Source organism: Phenylobacterium sp. (assembly GCF_030693625.1).
GTDB classification, from domain to species: Bacteria; Pseudomonadota; Alphaproteobacteria; order Caulobacterales; family Caulobacteraceae; genus Phenylobacterium; species Phenylobacterium ferrooxidans.
Window position 1 is genome coordinate 17,544 of sequence record NZ_JAUYAF010000056.1, and the last position, 22,754, is coordinate 40,297.

General features: G+C 68.4%; 18 protein-coding genes and 1 pseudogene. 11 read left to right on the plus strand and 8 right to left on the minus strand.

All coding sequences use genetic code 11. The annotated features are described in order from the left end of the window. The first annotated feature begins 40 nt into the window (after positions 1 to 40). From Q8N10_RS11590 to Q8N10_RS11605, 4 genes are all read left to right on the plus strand, one after another. A complete protein-coding gene (locus tag Q8N10_RS11590) occupies positions 41 to 556 on the plus strand; it encodes a dihydrofolate reductase (RefSeq protein ID WP_304700318.1) in 516 nt (171 codons plus the stop codon). Positions 557 to 621: 65 nt separating this feature from the next. Next, entirely contained in the window at positions 622 to 1,533 is a 912-nt protein-coding gene (locus Q8N10_RS11595) for an SMP-30/gluconolactonase/LRE family protein (protein ID WP_304778623.1), read from the plus strand. A gap of 6 nt (positions 1,534 to 1,539) precedes the next feature. Beyond that, positions 1,540 to 1,701 carry a hypothetical protein gene (locus Q8N10_RS11600; RefSeq protein WP_304778625.1) on the plus strand — a complete coding sequence of 54 codons (162 nt, stop codon included), beginning with the start codon at positions 1,540 to 1,542 and terminating at the stop codon, positions 1,699 to 1,701. Positions 1,702 to 1,754: 53 nt separating this feature from the next. Then, positions 1,755 to 3,353 carry an acyl-CoA synthetase gene (locus Q8N10_RS11605; RefSeq protein ID WP_304778628.1) on the plus strand — a complete coding sequence of 533 codons (1,599 nt, stop codon included), beginning with the start codon at positions 1,755 to 1,757 and terminating at the stop codon, positions 3,351 to 3,353. Positions 3,354 to 3,581: 228 nt separating this feature from the next. On the opposite strand, the gene Q8N10_RS11610 is transcribed toward Q8N10_RS11605, so the two are convergent. Beyond that, a complete protein-coding gene (locus Q8N10_RS11610) occupies positions 3,582 to 4,682 on the minus strand; it encodes an NADH:flavin oxidoreductase (protein ID WP_304778630.1) in 1,101 nt (366 codons plus the stop codon). Positions 4,683 to 4,871: 189 nt separating this feature from the next. On the opposite strand from Q8N10_RS11610, the gene Q8N10_RS11615 reads away from it, so the two are divergent. From Q8N10_RS11615 to Q8N10_RS11620, 3 genes and pseudogenes are all read left to right on the plus strand, one after another. Continuing rightward, on the plus strand, positions 4,872 to 6,149 hold the full coding sequence (locus Q8N10_RS11615; RefSeq protein WP_304778631.1) for a cytochrome P450: 1,278 nt from the start codon (positions 4,872 to 4,874) through the stop codon (positions 6,147 to 6,149). 1 nt (position 6,150) lies between these two features. Then, positions 6,151 to 6,225: pseudogene (locus Q8N10_RS21040) on the plus strand (hypothetical protein); the annotation flags it as partial. 186 nt (positions 6,226 to 6,411) lie between these two features. Beyond that, positions 6,412 to 7,635 (plus strand): PLP-dependent aminotransferase family protein, encoded by a 1,224-nt coding sequence (locus Q8N10_RS11620; protein ID WP_304778634.1) that lies wholly within the window; start codon positions 6,412 to 6,414, stop codon positions 7,633 to 7,635. Positions 7,636 to 7,706: 71 nt separating this feature from the next. Here the strand turns inward: Q8N10_RS11620 and Q8N10_RS11625 are convergent, their stop codons facing one another. From Q8N10_RS11625 to Q8N10_RS11645, 5 genes are all read right to left on the minus strand, one after another. Further along, positions 7,707 to 8,855: a serine hydrolase gene (locus tag Q8N10_RS11625; protein ID WP_304778636.1), complete on the minus strand. Its 1,149-nt coding sequence runs from the start codon at positions 8,853 to 8,855 to the stop codon at positions 7,707 to 7,709. Beyond that, positions 8,852 to 10,075, minus strand: coding sequence for an acyl-CoA dehydrogenase family protein (locus Q8N10_RS11630; RefSeq protein WP_304778638.1), 1,224 nt, complete (start codon positions 10,073 to 10,075; stop codon positions 8,852 to 8,854). Before Q8N10_RS11630 ends, Q8N10_RS11625 begins: the two co-directional genes overlap by 4 nt. A gap of 12 nt (positions 10,076 to 10,087) precedes the next feature. Then, positions 10,088 to 10,375 (minus strand): putative quinol monooxygenase, encoded by a 288-nt coding sequence (locus Q8N10_RS11635; protein WP_304778641.1) that lies wholly within the window; start codon positions 10,373 to 10,375, stop codon positions 10,088 to 10,090. 214 nt (positions 10,376 to 10,589) lie between these two features. Next, on the minus strand, positions 10,590 to 10,877 hold the full coding sequence (locus tag Q8N10_RS11640; protein WP_304778644.1) for a hypothetical protein: 288 nt from the start codon (positions 10,875 to 10,877) through the stop codon (positions 10,590 to 10,592). Between the two features lie 102 nt (positions 10,878 to 10,979). Then, positions 10,980 to 11,678, minus strand: coding sequence for a DnaJ family molecular chaperone (locus Q8N10_RS11645; protein ID WP_304778646.1), 699 nt, complete (start codon positions 11,676 to 11,678; stop codon positions 10,980 to 10,982). A gap of 71 nt (positions 11,679 to 11,749) precedes the next feature. Here Q8N10_RS11645 and Q8N10_RS11650 point away from each other — a divergent pair, with 71 nt between their 5' ends. The 3 genes from Q8N10_RS11650 (at position 11,750) to Q8N10_RS11660 (ending at position 19,295) form a co-directional block, all read left to right on the plus strand. Next, a complete protein-coding gene (locus Q8N10_RS11650; protein WP_304778649.1) occupies positions 11,750 to 15,337 on the plus strand; it encodes a hydantoinase B/oxoprolinase family protein in 3,588 nt (1,195 codons plus the stop codon). 29 nt (positions 15,338 to 15,366) lie between these two features. Then, on the plus strand, positions 15,367 to 15,996 hold the full coding sequence (locus Q8N10_RS11655; protein WP_304778652.1) for a hypothetical protein: 630 nt from the start codon (positions 15,367 to 15,369) through the stop codon (positions 15,994 to 15,996). A gap of 425 nt (positions 15,997 to 16,421) precedes the next feature. Then, positions 16,422 to 19,295 carry a TonB-dependent receptor gene (locus tag Q8N10_RS11660; RefSeq protein ID WP_304778655.1) on the plus strand — a complete coding sequence of 958 codons (2,874 nt, stop codon included), beginning with the start codon at positions 16,422 to 16,424 and terminating at the stop codon, positions 19,293 to 19,295. Positions 19,296 to 19,363: 68 nt separating this feature from the next. Here Q8N10_RS11660 and Q8N10_RS11665 read toward each other — a convergent pair whose 3' ends face one another. Continuing rightward, positions 19,364 to 19,783, minus strand: coding sequence for an N-acetyltransferase (locus Q8N10_RS11665; protein WP_304778656.1), 420 nt, complete (start codon positions 19,781 to 19,783; stop codon positions 19,364 to 19,366). Between the two features lie 156 nt (positions 19,784 to 19,939). Further along, entirely contained in the window at positions 19,940 to 21,181 is a 1,242-nt protein-coding gene (locus tag Q8N10_RS11670) for a glutamate carboxypeptidase (RefSeq protein WP_304778660.1), read from the minus strand. 145 nt (positions 21,182 to 21,326) lie between these two features. Between Q8N10_RS11670 and Q8N10_RS11675 the strand changes: the two genes are divergently transcribed. Beyond that, positions 21,327 to 22,454, plus strand: a complete 1,128-nt coding sequence (locus Q8N10_RS11675; protein ID WP_304778663.1) for a S41 family peptidase — start codon at positions 21,327 to 21,329, stop codon at positions 22,452 to 22,454. Positions 22,455 to 22,754: the final 300 nt, after the last annotated feature.

The window sequence follows — 22,754 nt, forward strand, 5'->3', positions numbered from 1 at the left end:
CGCCGGGACGAGCGGGGGAGAGTCAGGTTATGAATTCCCCATGACACCGATCCTCACCGCCGGCCCCATCGCGCGCGCCTCCAATGGCGTCATCGGCCGGGGCGGCGAGCTGCCCTGGCGGCTGAAGACCGACCTGGCCAACTTCCGCGCCGTCACCATGGGCAAGCCGGTGATCATGGGCCGCAAGACCTGGCAGAGCCTGCCCAAGGCGCCCCTGCCCGGCCGCACCAATATCGTGGTCTCCCGCGACGGCTCCTTCGAGGCCAAGGGGGGCCTGGTCTGCGAGGAGCTGAGCGAGGCGCTGTCCATCGCCCGCGAGCAGGCTGAGGAGGATGGCCAGGAGGAATTCTGCGTCATCGGCGGCGCCTCCCTGTTCGAACTGGTCCTGCCCCGGGCGCGCCGCATCTACCTCACCGAGGTCCATGCCGACGTCGAGGGCGACGTCGTCCTTAAGGGCTTCGACGAAAGCCAGTGGAAGGAAGTCAGCGCCCAGGACCATCCGGCCGGCGAGGACGACGAGTATCCCTTCACGATCCGGGTGCTCGAGCGGCGCTGAGTTTGGGGGCTGGCCTCACGCCGGGGAACCGACCCATAGTGGCAGAAAATCGTGGGGAGACGAACATGGACATGCAGCTGGTGGCTGAGGGTTTCGAGTTTCCCGAGGGCCCCATCGCCATGAACGACGGCTCGGTGATCCTCACCGAGATCAAGGCCCAGCGCCTGACCCGCGTCACCCCGGACGGAACCAGGACCACGGTGGTGGAGACCGGCGGCGGCCCCAATGGGGCGGCCATCGGCCCGGACGGCGCGATCTACATCACCAACAACGGCGGCTCCTTCGAGTGGCTGGACAATGGCGGCCTGACCATCCCCGGCCCCACGCCCGCCAGCCACACCGGCGGCTCGATCCAGCGGTTTGACCTGGCCACCGGCAAGCTGACAACCCTCTACGACGCCTGCGACGGCAAGCGGCTGGTGGGCCCCAACGACCTCGTCTTCGACAGGCAGGGCGGCTTCTGGTTCTCCGACCACGGCTGTTCCACGCCCGACGGCCGCAAGTTCGGGGCGCTCTACTACGCCAAGACCGACGGCAGCCACATCAGCCGCCAGCGCGACCACCTGATCTCTCCCAATGGCGTGGGCCTCTCGCCCGATGAGAAGGTGGTCTACCTGGCCGACACCAACCTCGGCCGGCTCTGGGCCTTCGACGTCGCCGAGGTGGGCGTGCTGGGTCCGCCCGCGGGCTTCGCGCCCGGCCGGGTGGTGGCCAACATGCCCGGCTACCAGCTGTTCGACAGCCTGGCGGTCGAGGCCTCGGGCAAGGTCTGCGTGGCCACCATCATCAACGGCGGGATCACCGCCATCGATCCGGACGGGTCCCACGAGCACTTCGCCTTCCCCGACCTGATCGTGACCAACATCTGCTTTGGCGGCGCCGACATGCGCGACGCCTGGGTGACCTGCTCGGCCACCGGCAAGCTGTTCAAGGCGCGCTGGCCCCGGGCCGGCCTCAAGCTCAACTTCAACGCCTAGGCCGCCGTGGATACCCTGCTGATCATTCTCGTGGCGGTGGGCGTGCTGGGCCTCGTCTTCAGCTTTTCGGCCGGCAAGTCCCGGCGCAAGAACAAGAACGGCGACGACGGCGGCGGCGGCGGCTACGCCAGCGGCGATGGCGGCGGCGACGGCGGCGGCGGCGACTGATCAAAATTCGACATCCGGCGCCATGAGCGACGGAGCGACAAGGGAGAGAGACGATGGCGTGGAATTTCGGAGACATCCTGGACGCGGTCGGCGGGGCGGTTCCGCCTGAGGCGCCGGCCTTCATCCATGGCGAGCGCGTGATCAACTGGGGCCAGGCCAACCAGATCACCAACAGCCTGGCCCGGGGCCTGATCGCCCGCGGCTCCCAGCCCGGCGACAAGATCGCCATCTACATGCGCAACCGGCCGGAATACCTGCTGACTGTCGCGGCCGGGTGGAAGGCGCGCCTGACCCACGTCAACGTCAACTACCGCTACACGCCCCAGGAGGTCTGGTACATCTTCGACAATTCCGACGCCCAGACCGTGGTCTATTCGTCGGAATTCCGTGACGCCGTGGCCGAGATCCGCCCGCGCCTGCCGGGCGTGAAGACCTGGATCGAGGTCGGTGAAACCACCGCCCCCTTCGCCGAGGCCTTCGACACCCTGGCCGCCGAGGGCAATGGCGGCCCCCTCGACATCGAGCGCTCGGGCGACGACCAGTTCTTCATCTACACCGGCGGCACCACTGGCATGCCCAAGGGCGTGATGTGGACCCACAACGACCTGCGCGAGATCACCCTGGCCCCGGCCCGCGCCATGGGCCCGGTCCCGGAAACCCTCGAGGCGCTGGCCGCCGCCACCCGCGCCGCCGGCCCCGGCGGCCGCATCCTGCCGGCCCCGCCCCTGATGCACGGCACCGGCCTGCTGACCTCCATGGGCGCCATGATGTCGGGCGGCTGCGTCGTCACCCTGGAGGGACAGACCTTCGATCCCGTCGAACTGCTGGAGACCATCGACCGCCACAAGCCCCAGTCCCTGGTCCTGGTGGGCGACAGCTTCGCCAAGCCCCTGCTCAACACCCTCAACGCCAACCCCGGCAAGTACGACCTCTCCAGCGTCGCGGTGGTCGTGTCCTCCGGCGTGATGTGGAGCCTGGAGGTCAAGCAGGGCCTGCTGGAGCACATGCCCGGCGCCATGCTCAGCGACGCCTTCTCCTCCTCCGAGGCGCTCGGCATGGGCGCGTCGGTGATGATGAAGGGCGGCGAGGCCCCCACCGCCAAGTTCATGCTGGGCGAGCGCTGCAAGGTGTTCGACGAGAACGACGAGCCGGTGGAGCCTGGCTCGGGGGTGTCGGGCATGATCGCCATCAAGGGGCCCAACCCGCTCGGCTACTACAAGGACGAGGAGAAGACGGCGCGCACCTTCCGGACCATCAAGGGTGAGCGCTACTCCATCCCCGGCGACTGGTGCCTGGTGGAGGCCGACGGGACCCTGACCCTGCTGGGCCGCGGCAGCGCCTGCATCAACACCGCCGGCGAGAAGGTCTTCCCCGAGGAGGTCGAGGAGGCCCTGAAGACCCACCCCTCCGTCGAGGACGCCCTGGTCATCGGCCTGCCCGACGAGAAGTGGGGCCAGTCGGTCACCGGCGTCATCCGCCTGTCGGAGGGCGCCAGCCTGGATGAGGACCTGCTGCGGGCCCACGTCCGCATGGCGCTCGCCGGCTACAAGACTCCCAAGCGGATCGTCGCCACCACGGAAATCCTGCGCGCCAGCAACGGCAAGGCCGACTACCCCACCGCCAAGTCGATCGCCGAGACGGCGTTGGGGTAGCCCGCTTTCCTTCTCCCCTTGCGGGGTCGGATGAGAGGTACATCCCCATCCGGAAAACCCATCACGTCATCCCGGGCGAAGCGCAGCGAAGACCCGGGACCCAGGGGCGGAGCGCTCGGCCCCTGGGTCCCGGATCGCCTACCGGCGTCCGGGATGACGGCGATGTTGTTCTGAGAGCGGACTCCACGCCCTCATCCGACCGGTCGCTGACCGGCCACACTTGGGGCCCTAGTACAGCACCGCCATGGCCGAGCGCTCGAAGCTCTTCAGCTCGTCGTTGCGGCCTTCCTTGATCTTCAGCACCCACTCGGGGTCCTGCAGCAGGGCGCGGCCGACGGCCACCAGGTCGAAGTCGCCCCGGTCCATGCGGCGTTCCAGTTCGTCCAGCGAGGCCGGCTGCGAGGCTTCGCCGCCATAGGCCGCGATGAACTCGCCCGAGAGGCCCACCGAGCCCACCGAGATGGTCGGCACGCCGGTCAGCTTCTTGGCCCAGCCGGCGAAGTTGAGGTCCGAGCCCTCGAACTCCGGCTCCCAGATGCGGCGCTGCGAGCAGTGCAGGATGTCGGCGCCGGCGTCGACCAGGGCGCCCAGCCAGGCTTCCATGGACTTGGGATCGTGGGCCAGGCGGACGGTGTAGTCCTGCTGCTTCCACTGGCTGATGCGGATGATCACCGGATAGTCGGGGCCGACGGCCTTGCGGACTTCCTTCAGGATGTCAGCGGCGAAGCGCGCGCGGCCGGTCAGCTCCTTGGAGCCGTAGGCGTCCTCGCGGACATTGGTGCCTTCCCAGAAGAACTGGTCGATCAGGTAGCCGTGGGCGCCGTGCAGCTCGATGGCTTCGAAGCCGAGCGCCTTGGCGTGGGCAGCGGCCTCGGCGAAGGCGCGGATGGCGTCGGCGACGTCTTCCTCGGACATGCCCTCGCCGAACTGTTTGTCGGGACGCGACAGGCCAGACGGGCTGTCATAGGGGCCTGCGGGGAGGAACTCGGGGTCGCGGGCGCGCACCGCGCCGACGTGCCACAGCTGGGGCGCCATCACGCCGCCGGCCTCGTGCACCGCGTCGATCACCCGCTTCCAGCCGGCCAGGGCCGCCTCGCCGTGGAAGCGCGGCACCTTGGCGTCGTTCACCGAGATCGGCCGATCAACGCCCGTGCCTTCAGAAACGATGAGCCCGACCTCGGCCGCCGCGCGGCGCTTGTAATAGGCCACCACGTCGTCGGTGACGACGCCGCCGGGCGAGAACGACCGGGTCATCGGGGCCATGACGATACGGTTCTTGAGGTGCAGGCCCTTGTAGTCGAAGGGCTTGAAGAGGGCGTCGGCGGCCATGGGCGATCCAGTCAAACATCTGTTCGAGAAGCGACCGTTACAGCACGGTCGTGCGCTTTCGTCTGTACAGTTTTTCTGCGAACCGGCCCCGCCCCGCTGGAGCGGCCCCTTGCCTTGCGGCTCAGCCTCAAGCATTCTTGTCTGAACAGTGATAAGATAGCCGCTCCAGACGGCTTCGGAGGACACCTGATGAGCGACGGCAACATCGACCTGAAGGCGGAAGCCAGGGCGCGCGCCTATTCCATGCCGCTGGACGACATTAACCCCACCGACATCGAGCTGTGGCGCACCGAGACCATGTGGCCCTACTTCGAGCGCCTGCGGAAGGAGGACCCGGTCCACCTGCATCCGCCTGAGCACCACGAGGACGGCGCCTTCTGGTCGGTGACCAAGTACAACGACATCATGGCCGTCGACACCAACCACGAGGCCTTCTCCTCGGAGCCGTCGATCACGATCTTCGACCCCAAGGAAGACTTCACCCTTCCGATGTTCATCGCGATGGACCCGCCCAAGCACGACGTCCAGCGCAAGACCGTCAGCCCCATCGTCTCGCCACACAACCTGCAGATTCTGGAGCCCCTCATCCGCCAGCGGATCCAGAACACCCTGGACGCCCTGCCGATCAACGAGCCCTTCGACTGGGTCGACCGCGTCTCCATCGAGCTCACCACCCAGATGTTGGCGACCCTGTTCGACTTCCCCTGGGAAGACCGCCGCAAGCTGACGCGCTGGTCCGACGTGGCCACGGCGGGCCCGGAGTCGGGCCTGTTCAGTTCCGATGACCCCGAGATCGTCGAGGCCGAGCGGAAGATGGAGCTGTTCGAATGCGTGGACTACTTCAGCCGCCTGTGGGCTGAGCGCATCGCCCAGCCGCCCAAGGGCGACCTGATCTCCATGCTGGCCCACGGCGAGGCCACCAAGGACATGGATCGCATGGAGTATCTGGGAAACCTGATCCTGCTGATCGTCGGCGGCAACGACACCACCCGCAACTCCATGACGGGCTCGGTCTGGGCCCTGAACCAGAACCCCGACCAGTACGACAAGCTGCGCGCCAACCCTGAGCTGGTGCCCTCCATGGTCTCGGAGACCATCCGCTGGCAGACGCCTCTGGCCCACATGCGCCGCACCGCGACGCGGGATGTCGAGCTGGGCGGCAAGACCATCAAGAAGGGCGACAAGGTCATCATGTGGTACGCCTCGGGCAACCGGGACGAAGACGTGATCGAGAACCCGAACGCCTACATCATCGACCGCGAACGCCCCCGTCAGCACCTCTCCTTCGGCTTCGGCATCCACCGCTGCGTTGGCAACCGCCTGGCCGAGCTGCAGCTGAAGATCCTCTGGGAAGAGATCCTGGCCCGCTTCCCCACCATCAAGGTCGTGGAAGAACCCAAGCGCGTGCCCTCGGCCTTCGTGAAGGGCTACGAGAGCATGACGGTGATCATTCCGTCGAAGAACTGACCAGCGTCATCCCGGCCGCAGCAAAGCGGAGAGCCGGGACCCAGGGGCCGCGATCAATCCCCTGGGTCCCGGGTCTCCCTGCGGTCGCCCGGGATGACGTGGGTTTTCAATCTGCCCCCTGCCGCACTGAGCTTCACGCCATGAGCCCGATCTCGCCCCCCCTCGTATGACGCCTCTCAACTGATCAGGTGAGACGCCGCGCGCGCCGCGCGGTCCTTGGGCGCCTTTCCGGCGTCGGCGATACGAACTAGAGACCAAGCTCATGACCACCCCGACCCCCGACTGGGCCGCGCGCTTCTCCGAGCGGATGACCCGCGTCCGCGCCAGCGAAATCCGCGAGCTGCTGAAGCTGCTGGATCAGCCCGACATCCTCTCCTTCGCCGGCGGCATACCCGATCCCAGCCTGTTCCCCGCTGACCAGATCAAGGCGGCCTACGACGCCATCCTGGCCGACCCGGAGCAGTCCCGCGCCGCCCTGCAGTACTCCGTGAGCGAGGGCTACCTGCCCCTGCGCCGCTGGATCGCGCAACGCATGGCCCTGAACGGGGTCGAATGCGACGAGGACAACATCATCCTCACCGCCGGCTCGCAGCAGGCCCTCGACCTGATCGGCAAGCTGTTCCTGACCCGCGGCGACACGGTGATGGTGGCCAGGCCCACCTATCTGGGCGCCCTGCAGGCCTTCAACGCCTACGAGCCGGCCTATCTCGACCTGCCCGAACGCGCCCTGCGCGACGGCGTGGACGCCGCCGCCCTGATGGCCGGCCGCGAGCCCAATCCCCTCGGCTACTTCGTCCCCGACTTCGCCAACCCCACCGGCGAGAGCCTGACGCTCCCGGAACGCGAGGCCCTGCTGGACCTGGCGGCCGAGCTGGACATGACCCTGATCGAGGACGCCGCCTATCGGGAACTGCGCTTCGACGGCGAGGCCCTGCCCACCCTGCTGGCCCTCGACATCGGCCGCGCCGGCTCCATCGAGGCGGCCCGCACCCTCTTCTGCGGCACCTTCTCCAAGACCATCTCGCCGGCTCTGCGCATCGGCTGGGTCTGCGGTCCCAAGGCGGTGATCGAGAAACTGGTCCTGCTGAAGCAGGGCTGCGACCTGCACGTCTCCACCATCAACCAGATGGCTATCCACGCCACGGTGTCGGAGGGCTACGAGCAGAACCTGGGCGCCCTGCGCACCGCCTATGGCGCCAAGGCCGCCGCCACCCTGGCCGCCCTGGAGCGCCACATGCCGGCAGGCGTCACCTGGTCGAGGCCGCAGGGCGGCATGTTCGTCTGGCTGTGGCTGCCGCAAGGCATGGACGGCAAGGTCCTGCTGGAACGGTCCCTGGCCGAGGAGCGCGTCGCCTTCGTGCCCGGCGAACCCTTCTTCGCCGAGGTCCCCACCGCCAACGCCATCCGCCTCAGCTACTCCCTGCCCACCGACGCGGAGATCGAGGACGGGGTGAGGCGCCTGGCCGCGTTGATCGCGCGGTCGTAGGAGATGCTCCCCTCCTGGGGGAGCTGGCGCACAGCGCCGCCACATCGGCGCTGCACCTGGGGAGGACCTAGCTAGTCCAGCCCGTAGGCCCCGCGCTCCAGCGCCCGGAGCAGGGACAGCACCTCGGGATCAGCGAACGGGAGCAGCTGGGTCATCAGCACCCCGCCCTGCCCGGCCTCCGGGTCGGCCCAGTAGTAGGTGTTGGCCAGGCCCGCCCAGGCCAGGCTGCCGGCGCCGCGTCCGTCGCCGGTGGGCTCGGGCGTGATCATGGTGGCCAGGCCGTGGCCGGTGGCCATGTGCGGATAGAGGTCGAAGTCGTTGGACATGGTGGCCATGGCCGACTTGATATAGCCGGCCTTGTGGGCCCCGCTATGGCTCTCCGACAGGCTGCGCAGGGTCCTGGCCGACAGCACCGGGCCGCCGTCTCCCAGCAGCATGCGCAGGAACTTGCCGTAGTCGGCCGCCGTCGAATAGAGCCCGCCGCCGCCCGACAGCACCTCGGGATTGGCCGGCAGGCCGAAGGGTATGGCGATCAGCGCCCCGTCCGGGCCTCGCACATGGACGCTGGCCTTGCGCGGCGCCTGGCCTTCGGACAGGGCGAATCCGGTGTCGAACATCGCCAGGGGCGCGAAGATGTTCTCCGCCAGATAGGCGTCCAGGCGCTGCCTGCTGGCCGCCTCGATGACGATGCCGGCCCAGTCGATGCCGATGCCGTAGATCCAGCCCTGGCCGGGGTCGAACATCAGCGGCTGGCGGTGGGCGGCGCGGCTGCCGGAGTTGGGATCCAGCGCCCCCTCGGTCTGGGAGAAGGCCAGGAATTCCGGATGGGAGAAGGTGTAGGCGAAGCCGGAAGTATGGCTCAGCAGCTGGCGCAGGGTGACGAAGCCCTTGGCGGGCCGCAGCCTGGGCTTGCCCTCGGCCACGCCCTCCAGGACCTGCAGATCCTTCAAGTCCGGGCATAGCTCGCCCAGGTCACCGTCCAGGGTCAGCTTGCCGCGCTCCACCAGCTGCAGCGCCGCCACTGACACCACCGCCTTGGTCATCGAGGCGATCCAGAACACGGTGGCGCCGTCCATCGCCGCCGGTTGACCGACAGCCCGGAGCCCCGCCGCGTGCTCGTAGGTCACACCGTCTCGGTCAGTGACCAGGGCCACCGCACCGGCGATCTTGCCCTCATCAACGGCCTTGGCCAGGGCCGCCTCGAAGGCCCGAAAGCTCACAGCCCCAGCACCATCTTGGCGATGATGTTGTGCTGGATCTCGTTGGAGCCCGCATAGATCGAGGTCTTGCGGTAGTTGAAGTACATCGGCGCCACGGTGGCGGCGTAGTCGGGCCCGGCGCGGGCCTCGTTCCGCTCGCCGCGGATCTCGGCGAAGGTGTCCTGGACGAAGGGCTGGGCGTAGATCCCAGCCGCCTCCAGGGCCAGCTCGGTGATCGCCTGCTGGGCCTGGCTGCCCTCCAGCTTGAACATTGAGGACGCCGCCCCCATCGCCTCGCCGGCCGTGCGCGCCGCGAACATCCGCAGCTCGGTGGCGTTCAGCGCATCGACCTTGATCTGGGTCTCGGTCAGCTTGCGCCGGAAATCGGTGTCATCCAGCATCCGCCCGCCGCCATCGGACCGCTCGGCCCCGGCGATCATCTTCACCCTGGCCAGCATGTTGGTCAGGCCCGGCGCATAGGCGTTTCCGCGCTCGAACTGCAGCAGGTACTTGGCGTAGGTCCAGCCCTGGTTTTCCTCGCCGATCCGGTTGGCCACCGGAACCCGGACGTTCTCGAAGAAGACCTGGTTGATCTCCTGCTCCCCGTCCGGCGGACCGTCGAGGGTCGGCAGGGGCACGATGCTGATCCCCGGCGTGGTCATGTCCAGCAGCAGGAAGCTGATCCCCATCTGCTTGATCGGCTCAACGGAAGTCCGCACCAGGCAGAACATCCAGTCGGCGTGCTGGGCGTAGGTCGTCCAGATTTTTGAACCATTCAGTATATAATGATCGCCGTCGCGCTCGGCCTTCATGGACAGCGAGGCGAGGTCCGATCCGGAGCCCGGTTCGGAATAGCCCTGGCACCACCAGACCTCGCTGGAGAGGATCTTGGGCAGGTGCTGTTTCTTCTGTTCGTCGGTTCCGAAGGCCATCACGACGGGTGCGCACATCCGCACCCCCATGTTGGAGGTGTCGGGCGCGCCGGCGAGCGCCATCTCCATGTCGAAGATGTACTTCTGGGCATGGGTCCAGCCGGACCCGCCGTATTCGACGGGCCAGTCGGGGGCCATCCAGCCCTTCTCGTTCAGCCGCTTCCACCAGCGGACCTGGCCGGCCTTGTCGATATGGGCGTTCTTGGCCTGGGCCATGTGGGCCCGCATGTCATCGTCGAAGGCCTGGGCGATGAAGGCGCGGACCTCGTCGCGAAAGGCGAGGTCACCTTGCGAGAAGTCGAGGTCCATGCTCCCCGCCTCCTAAACGCCGTCGAGGTATTCGATCTCTGGGCGGCCGCCCATGCAGGGGCCCATCTTGGCGCCCGCGGCCTTGAAGTAGTCGGTGCCGCCGTGGGCGGTCAGGGACTCCTGGTCCTTGTAGAGCTCGAGGACCTTGTAGATCTGCGGATCGGTGCGGCTCTTGGTGAGCTGGTAGGCGATGTTGCCGGGCTCATTGGCCCGCACCTGCTTGGCGAGGTCGGTGAAGATCGCCTCGAACTCCGCGTTCTTGCCTTCAGCGACCTTCAGGACCGCGATCACACCAATCATGCCGTTCTCTCCCAACGCTTGTTTGAGGCGACGGTAGAGGGCGTGCTCTACGCCTGCAACCCCTACGCGGCGTCAGCTTGAGAGGACGACCACACCCCTCACCGCTCGTCCCGGCGAAGGCCGGGATCCAGGTCGTAGGTCATGGCCTCAGCCAGGAATCCGGAAGGCAGCAGATGTATCTGGGTCCCGGCCTTCGCCGGGATGAGCGGGGATATTACCGCCGCTCGTTCCAGCCGTAGGCGACCCAGTGGTGGCCGCCCAGGTTGCGGGCTTCGATGATCCCGTCGTCGCGCTGCGCATGGGCCGTGCGCTTGGCGCGCAGGGCCAGACCGGCCAGGGCCAGCAGGGCCGAGGACATCACCGCGATCACCACCACCGTGGCGGCGGCGAACAGGGCCAGGACCGCGGCGATGACGACAGCCGCCGTGGTGGCGAGAGCGCCGCCCAGCACCGCGAAGCTGCGGAGCGCCGAACCGTGCTTGCGGGCGAATTCCCTGACCATGGCTTCCTCTGGCGCCACCTCTTCCGGTGGCTGCAACGATTATGTTGTTCGGGCGACGCCCGTCGTCAACGCTTCACAACTCAAAAACCAACGAAATCTGACCTATGCCGCCCCTTCGAGCGCCAATTCCCGGCGCTCGCGCATGATGGTGTCGAAGGCGGCGTTGATGGAGGCGGCCTTGGCCTCCGCCACCTCGATGAACTCCGAGGGCAGGCCGCGGGCCCGCGCCCGGTCGGGGTGGGACACCACCAGGGCGCCCTTCCAGGCGCTGCGGACCGCATCGTCGGGCGCGTCGTGGGGCACGCCCAGCACGCCATAGGGGTCGTCGGCGCCCAGACCCAGATGGGTCGCCCTCAGCCGTCGGAACACCAGGGGCGAAAAGCCGAACAGGCTCGAGACGCTCTCCAGGTAGCTCAGCTCGTCATGGGTCACCGCGCCATCCGAACCGGCGATATGAAACAGGCCGTCCAGCACATCTTCCAGCAGGGTCGGGCAGTTGCGGTAGCGCTTGGCCAGGCGGGTCGCATAGCTCTCGTAACCCCGGGTCGTCTGGCGGGCGAGATCATAGAGGCGATGGATGTTGCGCTCGGACGCGGCGTCAGTCTGGAACACCTCGGCGAAGGCGTCGAACTCGCCGACGCTGGCCCGGCCGTCGACCTTGGCGAGCTTGGCGCCCAGGGCCGTGACAGCAGTCGTGAAGGTGGGGTCCTCGCCGGGCAGACCCGGAGGACACTCATCGCAGTCTTCGCAACCATCTGGGCGGCGGACGGCGAGCCCAGCAATGTTGCGCCAGAAACTCATGGGAGTATCGACAAGCCTAGTTCCGCACTGCGGCGAACACAACGCGCATCGCACCCGAGGCAGGTTAAGTTTTGGACAGACTCTGGAATTTCTGGATCGACCGCGGCGGCACCTTCACCGACGTGATCGGCAAGGCGCAGGATGGCGAGGAGGTGTCGCTGAAGCTGCTGTCCAGTTCGCCGGCCTATGAGGACGCCGCCGTCGAGGCCATGCGCCGGGTGCTGGGGGCGGCCCCAGGCGCCCCCTTCCCGGCCGACCGGGTCGAGGCCATCAAGATGGGCACCACCGTGGCCACCAACGCCCTGCTGGAGCGGCGCGGCGCCAGGACCCTGTTCGTGGCGACCCAGGGCTTCGCCGACGCCCTGGCGATCGGCGACCAGGCGCGGCCCGACCTGTTCGCCCTCAACGTCGTGCGCCCCGAGCCGCTCTATTCCGGTGTCGTGGAGGCCCGCGAACGTCTCGCCGCCGACGGCGCGGTGGTCGAAGTCCTCGACCGCGACGACCTGGCCGCCAAGCTCAGGCACGCGGTCGCTGAGGGCTACACCGCCGCCGCCATCGCCTTCCTGCACGCCGATCTCAATCCGGAGCACGAGATCGCGGCTGGGGCCCTCGCCCGCGCCGCCGGTTTCGAATTCGTGGCCCTGAGCCACGAGGTCTCACCCCTGCCCCGCTACATCCCCCGCGCCGAGACCACCGTCGCCGACGCCTATCTGACCCCGATCCTGCGCGCCTATGTGGAGAAGGTGGCCGGCGCTGTGGCCGGGGCGCCGCTCTACTTCATGACCTCGGCGGGGGGCCTGGTGCGGGCCGCCGCCTTCCGGGGCCGCGACGCTGTGGTCTCGGGGCCGGCCGGTGGCGTGGTGGGGGTGGCGCAGACCGCCCAGGCCGCCCATGCCCAGCAAGCGCTCGGCTTCGACATGGGCGGCACCTCCACCGATGTTTGCCGTTACGCCGGACGCCTGGAGCGCCGCGACACCGCGCGCATCGCCGGCGTCAAGCTGCGCAGCCCCATGCTGGACGTGGAGACGGTGGCGGCCGGCGGCGGCTCGATCCTGTTCTTCGACGGTCTGCGCGCCCGGGTCGGGCCCCACAGCGCCGGCGCCAATCCCGGTCCCGCCGCCTATGGCCGCGGCGGCCCGGCCACGGTCACCGACGCCAACCTGGTGCTGGGCCGGCTCGATCCGCGCTTCTTCCCGGCGATCTTCGGCCCCGCCGCCGACGCGCCCCTGGATGTCGAGGCCGCCCGCGCGCGCCTGACGGAACTCGCCCACGCCATGCAGGCCGACAGCGTCGAGGCGGCCGCCGAGGGCTTCGTGGCCATCGCCGTCGAACAGACCGCCCAGGCCGTGCGCCGCATCTCCACCGAGCGTGGCTTCGATCCGCGCGGCCACGCCCTGGTGGCCTTCGGCGGCGCGGCGGGCCAGGTCGGTTGCCAGGTGGCCGAGGCGCTTGGCGTGGATGAAGTCCTGTGCCCCCGCCACGGCAGCGTGCTCTCGGCCTGGGGCATCGGCCAGGCGCGGGTCACGGCCCTCAAGCAGGCCGGACTGGACGCGGCCCTCGACGAAGCCGGTCTCGCCCGCGCCGCCACCCTGTTGGAGGGCGTGGAAGCCGACGCCCGCCAGGCCCTGGCCGACCAGGGCGCCGACGACGGCGCGCTCACCCGCACCCTGCGCCTGCGCTACGACGGCGCCGACGCCGAACTGCCCACCGCCCTAGGCCCCCTGGCCGAGGTGAAGGTCGCCTTCGAAACCGCCCACCGCCGCCTGTTCGGCTTCGTGGAGCCGGACCGAACGATCGTCATCGCCAGCGTCGAGGCGGAGACCATTCAAAATACCGCTCATCCCCGCGACCGCGAAGCGGCGGCGCGAAGCACCCAAAGCGGGGGCAGCCCATCTCCAGTCAGCGGGGATGAGCGGATCGAGATGTTCGCCCACGGCCAAACCACCCCCGCCCCCATCGTCGCCGCCGAGACCCTGACCACGCTGGACGGCCCGGCCCTCATCGTCCGCCCCGACACCCAGATCGCCCTGCCCCTGGGCTGGCGCGCGGTCGCCGAGGCCGACGGCCTGATCCGCCTGACCCGCGCCGGCGGCGTCCAGACCCGCGCCATCGCCCTGGACCGCCCCGACCCCATCACGCTGGAGCTGTTCAACCGCCGCTTCATGGGGGTCGCCGAGGCCATGGGCGCGGCCCTGGAGCGCACCGCCCACTCGGTGAACATCAAGGAGCGGCTGGACTTCTCCTGCGCCCTCTTCGACGAAGGCGGCGGCCTGGTGGCCAACGCCCCGCACATGCCGGTCCACCTGGGCTCCATGGGCGCCAGCGTGCGGGCCGTCCGCGACCGCCATCCCACGCTGAAGCCCGGCGACGCCTTCGCCCTGAACAATCCCTATGCCGGCGGCACCCACCTGCCCGACATCACCGTGGTCATGCCGGTCTTCATGCCGGGCGCGCAGACCGCGGCCTTCTACGTCGCCGCCCGCGGCCACCATGCCGATGTCGGCGGCGTGCAGCCGGGCTCCATGCCGCCGTTCTCGAAGACCATCGATGAGGAGGGCGTCATGCTGGACGCTATCCCGATCATGCGCGGCGGCGGTTTCCTGGAGGCCGACACCCGCGCGGCGCTCGCCACCGGGCGATGGCCCTCCCGCGCCCCGGACCGCAACATCGCCGACCTCAAGGCCCAGATCGCCGCCTGCCAGGCCGGCGCCGCGGCCGTCGCCGGGATGATCGACGGCTTCGGCGGCGGCGTCGTGGCGGCCTACATGACCTTCGTGCAGCAGAACGCCACCGCCAGCGTCCGCCGGGCCATCGGCAAGCTGTCGAACGGCGAGGCGCGGGTCCCCATGGACGGCGGCGGCCAGATCGTCGTGGTCACCACGGTGGACGCCGAAGCCGGCGAGGCGACGCTCGATTTCCGCCAGTCCGCCGACCAGCTGCCGTCTAACTTCAACGCCCCCTCGGCCATCGTCGACGCCGCGGCCCTCTATGTCTTCCGCACCCTGGTGGACGACGACATCCCGCTGAACTCCGGCTGCCTGGCGCCCCTGAACATCCTGACGCGGCCCGGCTCCATGCTGGCGCCCGCCTCACCCGCCGCCGTGGTGGCCGGAAATGTCGAGACCAGCCAGCACGTGGTGGACGCCCTCTATGCGGCGCTGGGCGTCATGGCCAACGCCCAGGGGTCGATGAACAACTTCACCTTCGGCGACGAGACCCGGCAGTACTACGAGACCCTCTGCGGGGGCGCCGGCGCCACGGCCGATGCGGATGGAGCCAGCGCCGTCCACACCCACATGACCAATTCCCGCCTCACCGACCCGGAGATCCTGGAGCGCCGCTTCCCGGTCCGGGTCGAGACCTACGCCATCCGCCGGGGCTCCGGCGGGGACGGTCTGCGAAGAGGCGGCGATGGCGCGGTGCGCCGCATCCGGTTCCTGGCGCCCATGGAGGCCGCCCTGCTCTCCACCCGCCGCGACCACGCCCCCCAGGGAATCGCGGGCGGCGGCCCTGCCCTGGCGGGCGAGCAGCGTTTGTTCGGGGCCGATGGCGCGGTAAAGGAACTTCCCGGCTGCTTCTCGGTTACAGTCCAGCTTGGCGACGTGATCGAGATCAAAACCCCCGGAGGCGGAGGCTTCGGATCACGCCCCGCCTCCTGATCGACACAGTTTCAAGGTTCCAAGGCCTCATGTCCGCACTCATCGCCGCCCTCGCCCTGTTCGCCGCCGCCGAGCCCACCGCCGCCGGCGGCGCGCCCGCCGAACTCACCCTCACCGAGGACATGCCCTATCCGGCCGGCGCGCCCCGCGACGACTATGGCCTGGTGGGCTGGTGCTACGGCGCCCTGCGCGGCTACGTCGATCTGCACGACCAGATGATGCCGGACGTCACCGAGATCGAGAAGTCGCCCCCCAGCAATCCCGAGACCACCCTGGCGCAGAAGCTGGCGGCCTACGAAACTATCCAGGTCCGCGCCAAGCAGGACATGAAGCTGTTCGCCCGCGCCATGGAGGCCGCCGAGCGCGCCAGCCTCAAGCCCATCAACATCCTCGGCGCGGCCGCGGTGAAGAAGGGCCACAACGCCTGGGCCGCCGCCGCCAACATGCCCAAGCGTCAGGTCGCCCAGAACTGGATGGGCTGGACCCTGCCGGTCCGCTGCACCCCCACGGCCCACGCCCTCGAACAGCGCGCCAAGCTGATGGGCAAGACCTTCCAGGTGAACACCGACCCGGCCGAGCTTGAGCCCACGCCGGCGCCTGAAAGCGCGCCCGTCGAAGCGACCCCGGAGACCGCGGGCGCCGTCGCCCCGACTCGGTAAGCCAGAGTCCCGACTTTTCTGACGCTGTAAGCGAACCGCCCCGGCTGTCGAACCGACTCCGGCGGCGGTTTTGCGCGTGCCTGTTGCGGAAAAACGACAGCGCGACCTTTCTGCCGTAACGTCAACTTTTTACCGACCGGCCGGACTGTTTCTAAAAGCCTTTTTCTGGCTAACTTCGAAGTTCGGGTACGTTTTTGACGTAACTCAGAAAACTGAATCTCGGTTTCCAACTAGTTTTGACAAGACGGTCAGCGATAGTTTGCTTCCGCGTCAACTCTGACAGAAAAGAGACTTGAGTTTAGGGACTGTAGACGCTCTTACCCCGCCAGCGATCTGTCATTACTCAGATAGATAACGCAGTTATATTGAAACAGGGGAAACGCGTGCTTAATACCAGATACCTTGCAGGGGCCTCCTCTATTGCGTTGGCCGCCGTCATCACCCTCAGCGCCGGCCAGGCCTTCGCCCAGGACGTGGACGCCGAAGTTTCCGAAGTCGTCGTCACCGGCTCCTTCATCGCCGGCTCACCGGAAGACGCGGCCCTGCCGGTAAACGTCATCGGCTCCGACGAAATGCAGAAGCAGGGCTCGCCCTCGACGGTGGACCTGATCAAGTCGATCCCCGCGGTCAGCGGCGCCATCGGCGAATCCAACCAGTTCGGCGCCGGTCAGACGACGGGCTCGGGCAACATCAACCTGCGCGGCCTGGGCGCGACCCGCACCCTGGTGCTGATGAACGGCCGACGCATGGCCGTCTCCCCCGGTGGCACCTCGGTCGACACCAACCTGATCCCCACGGCCGCCATCGGCCGCCTGGAAGTCCTGAAGGACGGCGCCGCGGCGACCTACGGTTCCGACGCCATCGGCGGCGTGGTCAACTTCATCACCCGCACCAACCTCGACGGGTTCGAGGTGCGCGGCGACTATTCCCACATCGACGGCTCGGACGGCAACGACTACGGGACCTCCATCGCCTACGGCTGGCGCGGCGACCGCGGCAACATCCTGCTGACCGCCGGCTATCGTCACCGCTCGGAACTCAGCACCCGCGAGCGCGACTACACCCAGCGTTCCATCACCGAGAACCCGCAGGGCGGCTGGTCCAGCTTCGGCAACCCGGGCCTCTATCTCTCGAGCACGAACGGCGGACTGAGCTTCACCAGCCCCTATGTCGACCCGTCCTGCAACGCCATCTCCGGCCCCGGCACGGCGGCGAGCTGCAACTTCAACTACATCGGCTTCGACAACCTCACGGAGCGTGAAGAGCACTACCAGCTCTACGGCGAGATCAACTTCGACCTCACCGACACCACCACCTTCCACATGGAAGCCCTCTATGCCGGCCACGACGTGCCGGAAGAGAAGTCGTCGCCGTCCTATCCGCCGAACAACTTCCCGACCTCGGGCCTGACCACCAAGGCCCAGGGCAACGGCTTCTTCATCCCGTCGTCCAACCCCGGCCTGCAGGCCCTGATCGCCAAGGGCCTGGCCCCGGCCTCGGCGGCCACCTCGGGCCTGTTCACCTCGATCGCCTGGCGTCCGATCGGCGTCGGCGGCAACGGCCTCTACGACAACGGCGGCAAGGAAGATAAGCGCAAGTTCACCGCCTATCGCCTCTCGTCGGGCCTGAAGGGCAAGTTCGAGAACGGCATCGGTTGGGACGCCGGCCTGACCTACATGGAAGACTGGAGCGACATCGCCACTCCGGACATCCTGATCTCCCGCCTCCAGCTCGCCCTGCGCGGCCTGGGCGGCGCGGGCTGCAACCCCTCCACCGGCGTCGCCGGCGTGGGCGCCTGCCAGTACTTCAACCCCTTCTCCACCGGCACGGCGGGCAACGTCCTCGACGGCCGCGCCAACCCGAACTACGTGGCCGGGACCGTCAACAACCAGGCGATCCTCGACTACCTGTTCGAGGACTATTCTTACGAGACCCGCACCAAGCTGTTCGCGGCTGACCTGGTCTTCAACGGCGAGCTGCCCATCGACTTCGGCGCCGGCCCTCTCGCCTGGGCCGCGGGCACGCAGTACCGCTGGAGCTCGATCGAGCGTCAGACCAGCGACTACACCAACATCGCCGTCACCCCCTGCACCGACTCTCCGGTGAACCCGGCGGCGACCTGCGTGAATCAGTACGGCGGCTTCTCCTTCTTCGGCCCGCTGACCGACTACAACCTCGACTACGGGGTCATCGCGGGCTTCGGCGAACTGCAGGTTCCGATCTTCGACAGCCTCACCGCCACGCTCGCCGTGCGCTACGAGGACTACGGCGGAAACATCGGCGCCACCACCAACCCCAAGGTCGCCGTGAAGTGGCAAGCCACCGACTGGCTGGCCTTCCGCGCCTCGGCGGGCTCGACCTTCCGCGCCCCGCCGCAGACCCAGATCGCCCCGTCCGTCACCACCTCGCTGGCCTACACCACCGCGGCGGCCGGCTACCGGGCCTATGACGTCTATGGCAACCCGAACCTGGAGCCGGAAAAGGCCAACACCCTGAACGTCGGCGCCATCCTCGAGATCGGCGACTTCAACGCCACCCTCGACTACTGGTCCTTCGACTTCGCCGGTCCGATCGACAACGAGAGCGGCTCGGGCATCATCAACGCGCTGTTCCCGAACGGCACGTCGACGACCCTGCCCAACAACTGCGGCGTGGCGGCCTATGCCGGCCTTCGCAACCGGATCACCTTCAACGACATCAATTCCGACGGAACCCCTGATTGCCTCCCCTCGGCGATCAACCGGACCCGCCTGAACGTCGTCAACGGCCCGGACCTGAAGACCAGCGGCCTGGACTTCGCGGCCAGCTACAAGGCCCGCGACGTGCTGGCCGGCGGCGACCTCTCCTTCGGCCTGGATCTGACCTACGTGCTCAAGTACGAGGTCGCTCCCACGGTCATCGAAGGCGTCACCGTCAAGCCGGCCCGCGACTATGCCGGTACGATGGACTACCTCGGCTACGGCTCGCAGCCGCAGTGGAAGGCCACGGTCTTCGGCGAGTACACCAACGGCGACCACAACCTCCGTTGGACCCTGCGCTACATCGACGGGATGATCGACACCCGCGTCGGCACCTCGACCTTCACGGCCACCAGCCCGCTGGGCCAGAAGATCGACGCCTTCGTCACCAACGACCTCAGCTACCGCGTCTTCCTGCCCTGGGAGACCACGCTGACGGCCGCGGTGATCAATGTCTTCGACGCTGACCCGTCCTTCGCGCGGCTGGACCTCAGCTACGACCCCTTCACCGCCAATCCGCTCGGCCGCTACTTCAAGCTGGGCGTCACCAAAAAGTTCTAGAGGTTCTTCCCCCTCGAGAACTTAACTCAGAGGGCGGCGTCCAAGGACGCCGCCCTTCTTTTTGTCCGCTACAGATCCTTGCGCATGAACCAGCGCGGGAACATCGACGCTGGTCCGTCGATCTGGCCGAACACCGCAAACCCCAGCCGCTCATAGAAGGCCCGCGCCTGGAAGGCGTAGGTGTCGAGCCACATATTGTGGCAGTTCCGGGCGACCGCCTCGGCCTCGGCCTGGGCCATCAGCTCGGTTCCCAGCCCCTCGCCGCGCGCGCCCTCAGGGGTCACCACCAGCCCGATATAGAACGATCCCCAGAGCGAGAGAGCCCACAGCCCGCCCAGCACCGCCTCGCTGTCCGGTTCGGTGATGGTCAGGGCGAAGGGCGCGCCTTGCGCGTCGCCCACCGTCTTCTCGTTGAAGGCCAGCAAGGGCGCCCAGATGGGCATGTAGGCGTCGTCGGGGCTCGCGGCCCCGCGAATGATCAGATCCATGTCTTGTCTTTCAGATGATGCGCGCGCGCAGGCGCTCAGGCGCGGCCCTGGCGGACCACGCAGTCAGGTCGAACGGGCTGGAGGCGCGGTCAGACCGCGACGAAACCGATCATCATGACGTCAGGCTAGCGGGCCCACGCCGTGGTGGAAAGCGCCCTACTTCTTCGGCGGGTTGGCGCTCAGGTCCATGATCAGCTTGGTCAGCAGATAGAGCCGGGGCGTCACCGACCTCAGGTCCATGAACTCCTTCTCGGAGTGGAAGCCCCCGCCCACCGGGCCGAGCCCGTCCAGGGCCGGCGTGCCCGCCTCATAGGCCAGGGCCGATTGCGAGGCGCCGCCATTGCCGCCGGTGGCGAGCTTCAGGCCGAGGCCCGCATAGATCGCCTGGGCGCGGGCGGCCAGGGCGTCGGTCGCCGGGTTGCTGGCCAGCGGCGGGAAGGCGTTCTCGCGGCTGACCGTCACCGTGGTGTCGGGCACCACCGTGGACTTGGCGCTCTCCTTGACTGCGGCCTCGACCCTGTCGAGATCGGCCTTCTGGCGGGCCCGGATATTGATCTGCCCCCGCGCGGCCTCGGGGATGATGTTGTGGCGCGTGCCGGCCTGGATCGTGGTCAGGTTGACGGTCAGCCCGTCGCCGGAGCGCGGGAAGCTCTCCACCGCGGCGAGCTGATGGATCAGTTCGACAGCGGCGTTGCGGCCGTCCTGGGGCGCGACCCCGGCGTGGGCGGCGCGGCCCTTCACATCGATGTTCAGGGTCATGGAGCCCTTGCGCCAGACCGTGATCACGTCCGGCGCGTCGCCCGGCTCCAGGTTTAGCTCCGCATCGTGGGCGCGCACCAGCCTGTCGATCAGGGCGCGCGTGCCCGGCGAGCCCCGCTCCTCGCTCGTGTCGAGGAGGAAGGTGATCCGCTCGAAGTTCGTGAAGCGCAGGTCGCGCAGGATCTGCAGCGCATACAGGCCCTCGATCACCCCGCCCTTCTCGTCGGCCACGCCGGGGCCGCGAGCGTGGTCGCCCTCCACCGAATAGGACCACTTGGCCACCGTGCCCGGCCCGAACACCGTGTCGATGTGGCCGATCATCAGGATCCTCGCCTTGCCGGTCCCGGTCAGGGTCGCCACCGTGTTCTCGGGCAGGCCGGGGATCTCGGCCGGCACGGTCTCGATGGTCATGCCCAGGGCCTTCAGCCTCGGGACGAGCAGGGCCGTGACCTTGCGCCCGCCCTCGATGTCGCCGGTGCCGCTGTCGATGTTCACCACCTGCTCCAGCAGGTCGAGCTGGCCCGCGCGGGCCTTCTCCGCGGCGGCCCACACCTTGGCGTCCTTGCCCGCGGCCAGGGCCGGCCCTGCGCTCACCAGCAGGGCGGCCACCGCCGCCATCGCAACCCGACTCGCACCCATTCCGTCACTCCCGATCCCAGGGCGCGGAGTGTGGCGCTCAGGCGCCCGCAATCAAGCCGAAACCGAGGCTCGGCCAAGCTTACGGGAGCTTAATTTGCCCTCCTCCCGCGGCTTGCCTATCAGCGCCGCAGTCAGGGAGACCCTCATGCGTCGTCATCTGCTGGCCGCCGGCGCGGCCCTCATTCTCGCCACCGGTCTCTCCGCCGCCCAGGCTCAGCCCGCGTCAGCGCCCGCCACGGCGCCCGCCGTCAAGCCGATGGACGCCGCCGAGCGCCGCGACGTCGTCGAGAAGCTGGCCAAGACCCTGGACGCCAACTTCGTCTTCCCAGAGGTCGGCGCCCGCTATGCCGCCATGCTGCGCGCCAACCTGGCCAGCGGCGCCTATGACGGCCTGACCGACCCCGACGCCTTCGGCGCAAAGGTCACCGCCGACCTCCAGGCTGTGGCCCCGGACGGCCACCTGCGCCTGGCGACCCAGACGGCTTTCCAGGCGCGCCGGCCGTCGCCCGCCGATGTGCCGGCCAGCGCCCGGCCTGTGGGCCCGCCCGGCCTGGAGGAGACCGCGATGATCGGCGATGTCGCCTATCTCCGCTTCAACCAGTTCACCGGCGATCCGGAGACGGTCCGCAAGGCCCGCGCCTTCCTGCTGGCCCACGCCGACGCCAAGGCGGTCATCATCGACGCGCGCCCGCACCGCGGCGGCGGCCTCGACGAAATGGACGCCATCCTGCCGCTGTTCTACGCCAAGACCACGCACCTGGTTCGAATGGACACCCGGGCCGGCATCGAGGACGAGGGGCCGATGGCCGACGGTCCGACCCTGGTGCGCCAGACCTCCGCGCCCACCCTGGTCAGCCACGACCACGTCGTGATCCCCGACACCACCGAGACGCGCCTCCAGACCGCGCCCATCTACTATCTGACCTCCCGGCGCAGCGCCTCGGCCGCCGAGCACCTGGCGCTGGCCTTCAAGCGCACCCACCGCGCCACCCTGGTGGGCGAGACCACCCGCGGCGCCGGCCACTATGGCGGCCTGCTGGACATCGGCGACCGCTTCGCCGCCTTCGTCCCCGTCGGCCGCTCCTACGACCCCGACACCAACTGGGGCTGGGAAGGCAAGGGCGTCACCCCCGACGTGGCCGTCCACACCGACCAGGCCCTGGACGAGGCCCTCAAGCTGGCCAAGGCCAAGGGCGCATCCGTAATCAGCGATCCTTCTCCCCTTGCGGGAGAAGGTGGCCCTGCGGAGCAGGGTCGGATGAGGGGTCGATAGGCCTCCCGGGTTAGGGCGTTGCAGTTCGCGCGGAGAGGGGAGCGTGACCCCTTGTCTGTTGGGGTGGTGCTAGATTGTGGCTGTCTTCCGGGACGTCCGCCTGGCGTTGGCGCGCCAGGCGGACTGTCGGTGGAGGGACCGCTAACCCCTGAGCTATTTAGCTGAGGATGAGCAGGGTCGCCACTGACGTTTCCATGACCCGGATGGTTGCAGGGACTTTGAGGTCCGGAGCCACAAGGAGGGGTCGGTGGAACAGGTTCAGTCTAACACGAAGGTTGCGGGCGTCGATGTGGGCAAGCA